This window comes from Candidatus Dormiibacterota bacterium (genome assembly GCA_036495095.1).
GTDB lineage: Bacteria > Chloroflexota > Dormibacteria > Aeolococcales > Aeolococcaceae > CF-96.
The window spans coordinates 14,693-27,117 of the sequence record DASXNK010000200.1 but is presented as its reverse complement, the minus strand read 5'-3'; the positions used below and the strand labels follow the sequence as shown (position 1 = coordinate 27,117).

The 12,425-nt window shown below is 72.6% G+C and carries 11 protein-coding genes; 4 read left to right on the top strand and 7 right to left on the bottom strand.

Annotated elements, in window-relative coordinates:
* Positions 1-7: 7 nt before the first annotated feature.
* The 5 genes from VGL20_20470 to VGL20_20450 form a co-directional block, all read right to left on the bottom strand.
* Entirely contained in the window at positions 8-772 is a 765-nt protein-coding gene (locus VGL20_20470; GenBank protein HEY2706063.1) for a GDSL-type esterase/lipase family protein, read from the bottom strand.
* The gene (locus VGL20_20465; protein ID HEY2706062.1) at positions 769-2,112 is read right to left on the bottom strand and encodes an ABC transporter permease; all 1,344 of its coding nucleotides are present in this window, start codon (positions 2,110-2,112) and stop codon (positions 769-771) included. Before VGL20_20465 ends, VGL20_20470 begins: the two co-directional genes overlap by 4 nt.
* 64 nt (positions 2,113-2,176) lie before the next feature.
* On the bottom strand, positions 2,177-4,885 hold the full coding sequence (locus VGL20_20460) for an FtsX-like permease family protein (protein HEY2706061.1): 2,709 nt from the start codon (positions 4,883-4,885) through the stop codon (positions 2,177-2,179).
* Positions 4,882-5,598: an ABC transporter ATP-binding protein gene (locus VGL20_20455; GenBank protein HEY2706060.1), complete on the bottom strand. Its 717-nt coding sequence runs from the start codon at positions 5,596-5,598 to the stop codon at positions 4,882-4,884. Before VGL20_20455 ends, VGL20_20460 begins: the two co-directional genes overlap by 4 nt.
* Positions 5,595-6,341: an SGNH/GDSL hydrolase family protein gene (locus tag VGL20_20450; protein ID HEY2706059.1), complete on the bottom strand. Its 747-nt coding sequence runs from the start codon at positions 6,339-6,341 to the stop codon at positions 5,595-5,597. Before VGL20_20450 ends, VGL20_20455 begins: the two co-directional genes overlap by 4 nt.
* A gap of 301 nt (positions 6,342-6,642) precedes the next feature.
* Here VGL20_20450 and VGL20_20445 point away from each other — a divergent pair, with 301 nt between their 5' ends.
* Positions 6,643-7,008: a hypothetical protein gene (locus VGL20_20445; protein HEY2706058.1), complete on the top strand. Its 366-nt coding sequence runs from the start codon at positions 6,643-6,645 to the stop codon at positions 7,006-7,008.
* A gap of 111 nt (positions 7,009-7,119) precedes the next feature.
* Positions 7,120-8,073, top strand: a complete 954-nt coding sequence (locus VGL20_20440; GenBank protein ID HEY2706057.1) for an aldo/keto reductase — start codon at positions 7,120-7,122, stop codon at positions 8,071-8,073.
* A 36-nt stretch (positions 8,074-8,109) separates the two neighbouring features.
* On the opposite strand, the gene VGL20_20435 is transcribed toward VGL20_20440, so the two are convergent.
* On the bottom strand, positions 8,110-9,582 hold the full coding sequence (locus VGL20_20435) for a PAS domain S-box protein (GenBank protein ID HEY2706056.1): 1,473 nt from the start codon (positions 9,580-9,582) through the stop codon (positions 8,110-8,112).
* Positions 9,583-9,741: 159 nt separating this feature from the next.
* A complete protein-coding gene (locus VGL20_20430) occupies positions 9,742-10,326 on the bottom strand; it encodes a TetR/AcrR family transcriptional regulator (GenBank protein ID HEY2706055.1) in 585 nt (194 codons plus the stop codon).
* 101 nt (positions 10,327-10,427) lie between these two features.
* Here VGL20_20430 and VGL20_20425 point away from each other — a divergent pair, with 101 nt between their 5' ends.
* Entirely contained in the window at positions 10,428-10,889 is a 462-nt protein-coding gene (locus VGL20_20425) for a MaoC family dehydratase (GenBank protein HEY2706054.1), read from the top strand.
* A 2-nt stretch (positions 10,890-10,891) separates the two neighbouring features.
* On the top strand, positions 10,892-12,412 hold the full coding sequence (locus VGL20_20420; protein HEY2706053.1) for an acyl-CoA carboxylase subunit beta: 1,521 nt from the start codon (positions 10,892-10,894) through the stop codon (positions 12,410-12,412).
* Positions 12,413-12,425: the final 13 nt, after the last annotated feature.

The following is a 12,425-nucleotide window of genomic DNA, read 5'->3' as shown; positions in this document are numbered from 1 at the left end:
GGCCGGGTCAGCGTCGCTGCGCGTACGCGACCGCGAAGAGGCGCGCGATCTCCGCGTGCCCGAGAGGGCTCGGGTGAAATCCGTCCTCGGCGACCAGCTCGGGACGGGCGATGACGTCCGCGCTGTTCGCCGCGAGGTCGACGAGGATCGCCCCCTCGCGCGCGGCGACGCGGGCTGCGGCGGCGTCGTAGGCGTCGACGAGCGCGGCCACCTCGCTCGGCGGGGGCACCGTCACCGGCGTGGGAAACGGGCAGGTCGACGCCCGCAGCGGCGACAGGCAGGCGCGGTAGGCGGGAAGGTCCTCGAGGTGGGGGGTGTTGGCGACGAGCACCGTGGCCCGGCCGCCCTGGCGCAGCGCGTGGACGATGACGTCGAGGTCGGCCTCGAATCGGGCGCTGCTCACCCCCCGCACCAGGTCGTTGAGGGTGAAGAACACCGTGGCCAGGGTGGGATGCACGGCGAGTGCGGCGGGCACCTCGAGCTGCAGCGCCTCGGCCGCGGTGATCCCTCCGACGCCGTAGTTGTAATAGGTCGCGGCCCGCGGGAGCGCCGCGTTGAAGAACAGCTGAGGCCACGCCGCCCGCAGCTGCAGGGACATGTCGGAGAGGCCCGCCCCCGCCGTCTCGCTGGCCCCCAGCGCGGCGAAGACGACGGGCATCCCGGCGGGAGCGAGCACCGGGCCCGGGGCGATCGCCGGTGTTGTCTGCGCGGTTCCGCAGGCGGCGAGGGCCGCCGCGGCGGTGGCCACCGCGGCGAAGCGCGAGCGGGTCACGTGGTTGCCATCGCATCGCGCGCCGGCAGCCGCGCCGCACGCAGCGCCGGCCAGGCCGCGGCGAGCAGGGCGAGCACCGCCGAGCCGGCGACACCGGCGAGGCCCGTCGTCCACGGCGCTCCGCCCAGATCGACTCCCTCCAGCCCCTGCTGGACGAGGTAGCCGTTGACCGCCGCGGCCGTCAACGCCACCGCCGCGAGGCCGCCGAGCGCCCCCAGGAGGCCGCCGGCGACCCCGCAGATGAGCGCCTCGGTCAGGAACCAGCGGAGGACGTCGGAGTCGCGGGCACCGATCGCCTTGAGGACGCCGATCTCCGGGCGCCGCTCGCGGACCGCGGCGAGCAGGGCGTTGGTGATGCCCAGCGCCGCGATCAGGAGCGCGATGAGCCCGATCGCTCCGAGCACGACGTCGACGACGTGGAGGTATCGCTGCACGGTGGCCACCAGCTGCTCCGGCGCGCTGGTCGAGTAGCCGAGACCGCTGATCGCGGCCCGCACCGCGTGGACCGAACCGAGCGAGTCTGCGACCACGACGATGCTGGCGTACTCGGAGACCGGCAGGGGGAGCCCCAGGCTCCTCCCGTCGACCCCGGCGAGCTGCCAGGCGCGCTCGGTGCGCGCCAGCGTCAGTGACGTGAGCAGGGTCCCGCCGCCGACCTGCTGGGCGACCACGCCGGTGATCGCCGCCCGCGACCAGCGGGCGCGGTTCTGTGCCGGAGGCTGCGCGGGCACCTGCGGAGCCCCGATCTCCACCTCGGTCCCGAGTACCGCCTGCGGCCGCCGGAGGTCGAGGTGCAGCCGGTCCAGGTAGTCGAGGGTCACCGCCACCTCCACGGTCGAGCCGCCCGCCGGCAGCCGGCCGGCGAGGAGGGTCACCGGCAGGTCGCGCACCGCGCCCAGGTCGATGCCGACCGCGGTGGTGGTGAAGGGCCGCGGCAGGCCGCGGTCGGGGTCGTCGCCGGCGAGGGTCGGGATGGCGGGGCCGCGCGGCGGCGGGACGACGACGACCGGCTGCGAGACGATCGGGAGGGCCGAGGTCACGTGCGGCAGGCGCCGGATGGCGGCCAGGGCGGCGTCGTCGAGGTTCTTCGCCGGCCCCAGGGTCGGGTTGTCACTGCCCGGGGACACCGGGTCGGGAGCGGCGGCGGCGACATCGATCGCCGTGGCCGGGCCGCCCCTGCCGAGCTGGCTGATCACCCGGGTGTCGGCGACCTGCGAGATCACCGCGAGGGCGACCAGGAGGGCGCTTCCGAGGGCGACGGCGACCACCGTCAGCGCCGTCCGCGCCGGGCGGCGGAGGGCGCTCCGGAGGGCGAGGACGAAGCCGTCGCGCAGGCTCACCGGCGGATCGTCCTCCTGGGCGGTGACGGGTCCATGACTCCCGGGGGTCGGGCTCCCGGCACGCTCAGGAGTTGCGCAGCGCCGTCGACGGCCGGGCCGAGGCTCCGCTGCGCGCCGCCAGCCACGCGGTGAGCGCGGTCACCACGACCGAGGCGCTCACCAGCGCCGCGCTGATGCCCACGCTGACGGCGATCGGGGTGTCCAGCACCTGCCGGGAGAGGATGGCGAGCGCGGTGGCGATCGACACGACCCCGGCCGCGCTCGCGAGGAATCCGGCGAGCCCGTGCTCGAGCACCACCACGGTGAGGACGTGCCCGGGTCCGAAGCCGACCGACTTCAGCAGGGCGACCTCGCGCGCCCGCTCGATCAGCGCCAGGGTGACGCTGTTGGCGACGACCGCGATCCCGGCGAGCACCACCATCGCGGTGACCACGGTGAGCACCAGCAGGAGGTTGTCGAGGACCGTCCTCACCACCACGGTGAGGTCGTTGACGTTGGCCACGAGCGCGCTGGGGACGGCGCGCTGGAGCACCACGCTGTCGGCGTCGAGCTGTGCCGGGGCGATGGACATGCTCAGCACCGTCTCCACGCCCCCGCCGGCGAGGCTGCGCGCGGCGGTCTCGTCGCCGAGGACGCGGGGCGAGTAGCGGGACGTCAGCTGGCTGCGCAGACCGGCCCGCCCATAGGTGCCGACCACGGTCACGGTCACCCGGTTGCCGGTGGTGGCGTCGGCGAGGGTGACGGTCGAGCCTGGATGGAGCGATGTGGGCGGCCCACCCAGGGACCGGTCGACGAGGACGTTGGTGGTGCCGGCGTCGGCGGGTCCCAGCGGCCGGCCCTCGCTCACCCGGATCGAGCCGGGGAGGTCCCCGGAGCCGAGGGCGTACCCGGTCAGCCCGTTCAGGGCCCGCAGACGGCCCTCACCGGGGTCGTCGGTGGCGTTGGGCGCCGGCGCCGCGGCCACCGGCACGCCGTCGATCGCGGTGGCGCGTCCGGCGGCGATCACCGTCGCCTGCGAGATCTGCACCCCGGGCAGGCGGGTTGCGCTCCGGAGCAGCGCGTCGCGCGACGGGTCGGTGGCCACGGCGACGAGGTTGGTCGACCCGCTGCTGGCGATGGCATCGGTGATCTGCCCGTGGAGCGCGGACGCCATCGTCATCGTGAGCCCCGCCGAGAGTGCGCCGGCGAAGAGGGCGACGATGGTCACGGCGCTGCGGGTGCGCCGCCGGTCGAGGCTCCGACCCGCCATCAGCAGCCAGAGTCGCCAGCGCTGGGGGCCGAGCGCGGCCGCGACCCAGACGGCGAGCGCGAGCAGCGCGAGCGGCGCGAGGGCGGGCGCGCGCGGAGCCACCACGGCGACGGCCACGACCGACACGGCCGTGACCCCGGCTGCGGTCGCCGTGTGCGCCGGCCGCCGGAGCCGCGCCAGCGCACCGACCGCCGCCGCGAAGAGCAGGGTGAGGAGGCCGCAGATCGCGACCCCGCCGCTGACCAGGAGGACCGACGCCTGGAGGTCGCCGGTGACGTAGGCGGCGAGCAGCGCGAAGAGTGCGACGACGACGAGCAGGAGGCCGAGCTGCCGCGGCACCGAGCGCCGCGCGGGCAGGAGGTCGCCGCGCATCAGGCCGAGGGGGCGGACGGCGACCGCCCCGCTGATCGGCAGCAGCGAGAAGAGGACGGTGGCGCCGAGGCCCAGACCGATGCCCTCGAGGACCACCCCCGGGTCGACGTGCGCCGACGCCGCCAGCCCGGTGGCACGCACCACGGCCGCGGTGACGGCGCTGCTCACCCCGATCCCGACCGCCGTGCCGACCGCCCCGCCGGCGGCGCCGAGGGCGGCCGCCTCGAGCGCGAAGAGGCCGCCGACGACGGCCGGCGGGTTGCCGAGCGCCTTGAGCATGGCGACCTCGGTGATCCGTGACGCCAGCGAGGACTGCATCGCGTTCTGGATCCCGACCCCGGCGACCAGCAGGGCGACGAGGCCGGAGAGCAGGGCGAAGGTGTGGAAGTCGTGGACCTGCTGCTGAGCGCTCGCCACCGCCTCGGCGACGGTGGTGATCCCCGCCTGAGGGAAGGCCTGGCGCAGCAGCGCAGCCGTGGAGGTGGCGTCGCCGTTCACGTTCGCGTACACGGAGACGTACTGCGGTGGGGCCGAGGTCAGCGTGCCCGCGTCGGCGAGGCGCACGTACATCACCGCCGCGTGCTCGAGCGACGCCTGGGCGAGCACCCCGCGGACGGTCGCCTGCAGGCCGGTTCCGCCGACGCCGTCGACGTGGAGCGGCGAGCCGGCATGCGCCCCCAGCTCGTCGGCGAGCACGGCGGAGACGAGCACGTCGCCGGGACGGCGGAGCAGCTGCTGGACGTTGCCGCCGGCGGGCGTGACGAAGGTGGGCTGGCCTCCGACGGGGTAGGTCGAGGTGTCGACGACGGCGGCGTCGAAGGGGACCAGGCGGCCGCCGGGGGTGCCCGCGGTGGCGTGGACCCGGCTCACCGCGGTCCAGCGGCTGACCACGCCGCGGGCGGCCAGCTGCCGGAGCACGGCGAGGTCGCTCGACGAGAGCGGCGCGGAGTTGGTCGACACCGAGATGTCGCCACCGTTGGCGGCGCGGACGTTGGTGGTGAGCGCGTCGCCGACGGACAGCGCCGCGACCTCGAGGGCGACGATCGCCGCAACCCCGACGGCGATGCAGAGCAGCGTGACCACGGCGCGGCGGCCGCCGCGCGCCAGCGCCCTGGGCACGTACCGCAGGGCGAGGCGGAGCGCGCCGGTCACTCGAGCGCCCCGTCGCGGACCCGCAGCACCCGGTCGGCCCGCCGCGCCAGGGCGTCGTTGTGGGTGGCGACGAGCACCGTGGTCCCGTGGTGCCGTCGCACCTCGAGGAGCACGTCGACGAGCGCCTCGCCGGTTGCGGTGTCGAGGTTCCCGGTCGGCTCGTCGGCGACCAGCAGGGTGGGGTCGGTGACCAGGGCCCGGGCCACGGCGACGCGCTGCTGCTCGCCCCCCGAGAGCTGCGACGGACGGTGGTGGAGCCGGTGCTCCAGACCCAGCCCGGCGAGCAGCTCACGCGCCCGGCCCGGTGGCCGCCGCGGCTGGCCCGGGACCAGCAGGGGCAGCTCGACGTTCTCGAGCGCAGTCAGGGTCGGCAGCAGGTTGTACGACTGGAAGACCATGCCGATGCGCCGCGAGCGCAGCCGCGACAGCGGCCGCTCGGGCATCCGGCTGATGTCGGTGCCGTCGATGACGACGCGGCCCGACGTCGGCGCGTCCAGGCCCGCGGCGATCCCGAGGATGGTGCTCTTGCCGCTCCCGCTCGGGCCGACCAGGGCGACGAGCTCGCCGGGGTCGAGCCGGAAGCTCACCCCGCGCAGGATCCGAACCTCCTCGCCGCCCGCCCACAGCGACGTGCGAACGTCCTCGAAGCAGAGCGTGGGGACGAGGACGGCGGGCTCGGAGGTCTCGGTGAGCCCGGTGGTCTCGATGGTCATGCGCTGACGTACCCCTGTGAGCGGAGCGCTGCGAGGATGACCGCCGCGAGCCGTGCGTGGCCCGCGTCGCTCGGGTGAAGGCCGTCCGGGGCGATCTCCTCGGGATGGGTCGAGATCTCCCTCGAGAGCTCCTCGAGGTCGAGGAAGGCGGCACCGGTCGCGGCGGCGACGCCCCGCATCGCCGCATTCCACTGCCGGGTGAGCGCCGCGGCGTCGGCGCCGCGGAGCGCCGCCCGCACCGCCGGAATGACACCGAGGTCGGGGACGCCGACGACGAGCACCCTCGATCCGGCCCGCCGCAGGGTGGTGACGAGGTCGCTGAGGTCCGAGGTGAACCGGGCGATCGGGACCCCGGCACGGATGTCGTTGACGCCGAAGAACACCGTCGACACCGTCGGCTGGATGGTGAGAGCGTTGGTCAGCTCGGTCTGGTAGGCGTCGCCGAGGGTCGCGCCCGGGATGGCCACGTCCGCGAAGTCGGCGGCGGTCAGCCGCAGGGCGTCGCGCAGCCGGTAGGCGTAGCCGTCGGAGATCGGGCTGGCGCCGACCCCGTACGTCTCGGAGGCGCCGAGGGCGGCATAGGCGACACGGCCGCCCGCGGGTGGCGTGGTGATCGCCGGCGTGGGGAGTGGCGCCGGCGGGAGCCCGCCCTGACCGCTCGAGGCCGACCCGCACCCTGCCAGCCCGGCGGCGAAGACCAGCGCCGCGCCGGCGCGGAGACCCGCACCGAGAATCCTGCTCATGCCGCCGAACGGGCTTCCACAGCATCCACGGTACCCGACCAACCTTGCTCAGGGCTGTCGGCCGGCCAGCGCTCGGCGGCCGATCGCCGATGACACGAAAGCGGTGTGAACCATCCCTCCGTCACATACTTCCCCGTGTCGCCGCAAGTTTTGGGAAGAGCCGATCGTCTCTGGCGGGTGCACGGCGGTGGTGTCGCCCACCCGCCGTCCGCTGGACGATGATGAGAGCGAGAGTGACCATGCTGCGCCGTTCGACGGAGGACCGGAGGAGGCGCAGACCGCTCTCCGGGGTGGATGACGGATGAGCACTGAGCGATCGGCGGCTGCGATCGATCCCGAGCTGGACGACCAGTGGCGCGCGATCGACGGTGTGCTGAACGCACTCGCCCAGCGTTCGCGTGCGCGGAGAGGCTCGGACGAGGACGAGGTGGCGGAGCCGGCGCTCCGCGTCGCGACGAGACCACAGAATTCCGAGGGGGCTCTGCGGCGCCGCCTGGAGGAGGTGACGCGGGAGCGCGATGAGCTGCGCGTGCGCCTGGCAGCGGCGGACCGGCAGCTCCGATCCGCACGTGCACGCCTGAAGGGACTGGAGCAGCCGCCGGCCCAGGCCGGCCCACGGTGGCTACGGGTGGTTCGGCAGCATCTGCACCGGCGTCGCTCCACCTGATGCCGGGGCCCGCGGTTCGGGCCGCCACCAGGGGAGGGGGATGAGCCGCTGACCAAGGCGGCTGCCGTCAGGAGCGGCGGCCGGACGGAATGCGCCCGCTATGCTGTGACCATGACGCCACGCCGTCTCGGAACGTCCGGTCTCGCCGTCTCCGTGGTCGGCCTCGGTACCAACAACTTCGGGATGAAGCTCGATCTCGAGCAGAGCCGGGCGGTCGTCCATGCCGCCCTCGATCACGGCATCAACCTGTTCGACACGTCGGACTCGTATGGCGATTCAGAACAGCGGCTTGGCGAGATCCTTCAGGGCAGCCGGGACGACGTTCTGATCGCAACCAAGTTCGGCAGTGACGTCCGCCGGCTCGGCCAGGACAACGGCATGGACTGGGGTGCGCGCGGATCGCGCCGCTACATCCGCCGGGCGGTCGAGAACTCGTTGCGCCGGCTGCGCACCGAGTGGATCGATCTGTATCAGATGCACGTGCCCGACCCGGCCACCCCGATCGAGGAAACCCTGTCGACCCTTGACGACCTCGTCCACGAGGGGAAGGTACGCTATCTCGGTCATTCGAACTTCAGCGGCTGGCAGACGGCTGATGCGGAGTGGATCGCGCGCACCCGCAACCTCGAGCGCTTCATCAGCGCGCAGAACAGGTACAGCCTGCTCGAGCGCGCGATCGAGGCCGACCTGGTCCCGGCCCTGGAGCGCTACGAGATCGGTCTTCTGCCCTACTTCCCGCTGGCGAGCGGCCTGCTCACCGGCAAGTACCGACGCGGCGAGGCCCCGCCCGAGGGCAGCCGGATCCAGGTGTGGAAACGTGAGTCGGTGCTCACCGCGGATACCTTTGATGTGCTCGAGAAACTCGAGGCCTTCGCGCGCGAGCGTTCGATCACAATGCTCGATGTCGCGATCGGCGGCCTGGCCGCCCAGCGGACCGTCTCGTCGGTGATTGCCGGGGCCACCTCGCCGGAGCAGGTCGCTGCCAACGTCAGGGCCGGTGAGTGGCAGCCCACCGCCGCTGACCTGGCCGAGATCGCCCGGATCACCGCGCCCGACCAGGGGTGAAGGGGGCCTGAGGCCGGCCGCGGCGAGGCACGTCGCTCAGAGGGCGAGCGGCAGCGTGAAGTGGAAGGTCGAGCCGGCACCGGGCTCGCTGGACACACCGATGTCGCCTCCCTGGGCCGTCACCAGCGACCGCGCGATATAGAGACCGAGCCCCGTTCCCGATTCCGGACCGGCGCCCCTCGATTCCCGAATCCGGGAGAACGGCTGGAACAACCTCAGCTGTTCCTCCTCGGTGATCCCGACGCCCCGGTCGGTCACGGCGACGCGAGCCGACCCGCCCTCGACGTCGACGACCACCTCGACCGGGGCGCTGAAAGGCGAGAACTTCAGGGCGTTGCTCATCAGATTCGTGGCGATCTGCCAGATCCTTCGCTCATCTCCCCGTACCAACGCCCCCCCGGCGGGCGGGACCACGACGATGCGCTGACGGCCGGGATCCACATCGCCAGCCGCGCGCAGGACAACCTCGAGGAGGTCGACGGTATCCAGTTGGTAGTCGAGCTTCCCTGCCTCGATGCGGCTGAGATCGAGAACGTCGTCGACGAGTTCCCGAAGCCGGGAGCTGGTCGACAACAGCCCGCCGAGCAGCTTCCCTCTGTCCGCCTCGTCGAGGCGCTCCCAGTCGCGGACGAGGAGGTCGGCGGATCCATGGAGGACGCTGATCGGCGCACGCAGGTCGTGCGCGACGATGGCCACGAGGGCCTGCCTGCTCCGGGCGGCTTCGCGGAGCTGCTCCGCCGCCTCGTGCTCACGCTCGGCCGCCTCGCGCAGGGCCTCCTCGACGCGCCTGCGCTCCGTGAGGTCGCGCGTCACCTTGGCGAAGCCGATGAGGCGGCCGTCACCGGCGTGCAGTGCGGTGATCACCGCGTCCGCCCAGAAGCTGGAGCCGTCCTTGCGGATGCGCCACCCCTGGTCCTCGACACGGCCGTTGCGGGTGGCTTCGTCGAGCAACCGTTGAGGCTTCGACGAGGCCCGGTCCTCAGGCGTGTAGAAGGCGGAGAAATGACGACCGATGATCTCGGCCGCCTCGTACCGTTTGAGCTGCCGCGCTCCCTCGTTCCACGTCGCCACCGCGCCGTCCGGATCGAGCATGAAGATCGCGTAGTCGATCACGCTCTCGACCATGACCCGGAACCGTTGGTCGCTCTGGCGGAGCGCCTCCTCCGCGCGTCTGCGCTCGGTCAGGTCCCGGGTCACCTTGACGAAGCCGCGAAGTCCTCCCTCCGGGCCACGGAGAGCGGTGATGACGACGTTGGCCCAGAAGCGCGACCCATCCTTCCGGATGCGCCATCCCTCGTCCTCTGCACGACCGGCCTGGTCCGCTGTCGCCAGCAGCCGCTCCGGTTTGCCGGAGGCCTGGTCCTCCGGCGGGTAGAAGGTGGAGATATGACGTCCCACGATCTCGTGGTCGTCGTACTGCTTGAGCCGCCGTGCTCCCTCGTTCCAGGTCGCCACACGGCCATCCGGACTGATCGCGAAGATCGCGTAGTCGATGATGCTCTCGACCATCAACGGGAAGGTGTCCGGGCTCGGGGCGGCGGTCCGGTGCCCGGCCGGGACACCGGTGGGTGAGCAGCGATCCAGGCCCTCCCCCGTCGATGGGTCCTGCACCTCGCTCTCCCGCGTGCCTCTCCGGTTCACCCCCGCCGGAGTATACGATCCCAGTCACTATTTCTGATAGCCGACGATGTGCAGTGCGAACTGGCCGTAGATGCGGGCGACCTCAGCCGCCGACAGCTCACCGCGCTCCCTGAACCAGGCCGTGGCGTTGGCCGGGAGCTCGAGGATGGCGAACGTGGCCACGCGCGGCTGGAGGGTGGAGAACCGGCCGCCGGCGCAGCCGCGGTCGACGATCGCGCGGATGCGCGCGGCGTAGGCGTCTCGCCTGCCGGTGATCGCCGCCCGGTGCGGCTCCTCGAGGCTGCGGATCTCGGTGTTGCAGACGGTGATCTCGGCCGGGTGGGCGAGGAAGTCGAGGACGGACGTCTCCGTGGCCCGGCGCAGCTGCTCGGCCGGGTCCTCCACCCCCGCGACCGCGGCGTCGTGCGCGGCGATGGCCCGATCCATGGCCAGGGTCATGATCCCCACGAGCAGGTCCTGCTTGGCGAGGGTGTGGTTGTAGAGATTGGGGGCCGACACACCGAGCGCGCGCGCGATGTCCTTCATCGACGTCCCGCGGTAGCCCCGGTCGGCGAACAGGTCGCAGGCTGCCGTGCGGACCGCGTCGGCCGAGACCCCTCTTGACTTCGCCATCGGCCCTGCCTACATTATGTCCACCGGAATGAACGATAATTAATCTCGGACCGGGGGTCAAGCGCGTGCTCTCAGGTGACCGTACCGCTGGCGGCCGCGCCGTGTCGGGCCGGTGGTTCGAGGAATTGCCGGTCGGGTTCATGGTCGAGCATGTCATCCGCCGGACCGTGACCGAGACGGACAACGTGCTCTTCACGACGATGACCATGAACCCCGCGCCGATGCATCTCGACGCCGACTACGCCGCGGGGACGGAGTTCGGCCGGCCGCTGGTCAACAGCATGTTCACCGTGGCGCTGGTGGTCGGGTTGTCGGTGCCCGAGCTGACGCTCGGCACGATCGTTGCCCAGCTGGGGCTCAGCGACGTGACCTTCCCCGCCCCCGTCTTCCCCGGCGACACGATCAGGGTCATCAGCGAGGTCGTGGAGGCGAGGGAGTCGCGGTCCCGGCCACAGAACGGCCTGGTCGTCTTCGAGCACCGGGCGTACAACCAGCGCGACGAGCTGGTCTGCCGGCTCCGGCGCACCGGTCTCATGTACCGCCGTCCGGTCGCGGACGCCTGAGCGTGGCGCCGAATCCCGCGCCCGACGTGCTCGCCGCCCGGACGGCCGCCCTCGCCGGTCTCGACGCCTCCAGGTGGCCGGGCAAGCTCCCTGTCCGCGACCGCCTCCGCCTGCTCCTCGACCCCGATTCATGGGTGGAGGACGGCCTGCTGGCCAACGCAGGCCGCGCGGGCCTCCCGGCCGACGGAGTGCTCACCGGCGTCGGCCGCATCGAGGGACGGCCTGTCGCCGTCATCGCTCACGACTTCACGGTCAAGGCCGGCTCCTGGGGCGGCCTGAGCTGCGAGAAGCAGGTTCGGATCCTGGAGCGGGCCGACCGTGACCTGCTTCCCGTCTTCTACCTCGTCGACGCCGCAGGCGGCCGCCTCTCGGACCAGATGGGGTTCTTCCCCGGGCGTCGCGGCGCAGCCGCGATCTTCCACCTCCAGATCCGCCTCTCCGGACGGGTGCCGCAGATCTGCTGCCTGCACGGCCCCTCGGCCGCGGGCGGCGCCTACATGCCGGCATTCACGGACTGGGTCGGCATGGTGGAGGGCAACGCCTCGATGTACCTGGCGTCACCACGGGTGGCGGAGAAGGTCACCGGCGAGATCTCGACCCTGGAGGAGATGGGTGGGGCGATGATGCACGCGTCCGTCTCGGGGTGTGGCGACGAGGTCTTCAGCGCCGACTGGGAGGCGATCGCGGCCGCCCGCCTGCTGTTCTCGTACCTGCCCGCCTCGTTCCGGCAGCCGCCGGCGACGATCGAGTCCCGACCCCCGGACATCCTCGACTGGCCCGAGGGTCTGATCCCCACCGATCCGAACCTCGCCTACGACGTTCGGGACGTGATCGACCGATTCGTCGACGGCGGGTCGTTCTTCGAGATCAAGGCGCTCTGGGCCCAGGAGATGGTCACCGGCCTCGCCCGGCTCGACGGCCGGGTGATCGGGATCGTGGCCAACCAGCCGTCGGTGCGGGCCGGGGCGATCTTCGTCGACTCCGCCGACAAGGCGGCACGGTTCATCTGGCTGTGCGACGCGTTCAACATCCCGCTGATCTTCCTCCAGGACGTCCCGGGGTTCATGGTGGGCGTGGCCGTCGAGCGTCAGGGGATCATCCGCCACGGCGCAAAGATGCTGACGGCGATGGCGAGCGCCGAGGTCCCCCGCTTCACCGTGGTGATGCGCAAGGCGTACGCCGCCGGCTACTACGCGATGTGCGCCCCCGGCTTCGAGCCTCGGGCCACGCTCGCACTGCCCACCGCCACGATCGGCACGATGTCGCCCGAGGCCTCGGCGAACGCAATGTACGCCAACCGGATCGCCGAGATCTCCGACCCGGAGGAGCGCGCCGCCTACATCACCGCACGGGTGGCCGAGCAGGGGGCGGAGATGAACCTTCTCCGCCTGGGCAGCGAGCTCGTCGTCGACGCCGTCGTCGACCCGCCCGCCCTGAGGGCGGAGCTGATCGCGCGCCTGGCGGCGGCCGACGGCTGGGGACGGACGCCGGGCCGCCGCCACCACGTCGTCAGCCCCGTCTGACGGTGCCGGCGTC

Excerpts from the sequence above, each read along its gene's own strand:
- VGL20_20455 (HEY2706060.1), bottom strand. The coding sequence starts at position 5,598 with ATGACCATCGAGACCACCGGGCTCACCGAGACCTCCGAGCCCGCCGTC.
- VGL20_20450 (HEY2706059.1), bottom strand. The coding sequence starts at position 6,341 with ATGAGCAGGATTCTCGGTGCGGGTCTCCGCGCCGGCGCGGCGCTGGTC.
- VGL20_20445 (HEY2706058.1), top strand. The coding sequence starts at position 6,643 with ATGAGCACTGAGCGATCGGCGGCTGCGATCGATCCCGAGCTGGACGAC.
- VGL20_20440 (HEY2706057.1), top strand. The coding sequence starts at position 7,120 with ATGACGCCACGCCGTCTCGGAACGTCCGGTCTCGCCGTCTCCGTGGTC.
- VGL20_20435 (HEY2706056.1), bottom strand. The coding sequence starts at position 9,582 with ATGGTCGAGAGCATCATCGACTACGCGATCTTCGCGATCAGTCCGGAT.
- VGL20_20430 (HEY2706055.1), bottom strand. The coding sequence starts at position 10,326 with ATGGCGAAGTCAAGAGGGGTCTCGGCCGACGCGGTCCGCACGGCAGCC.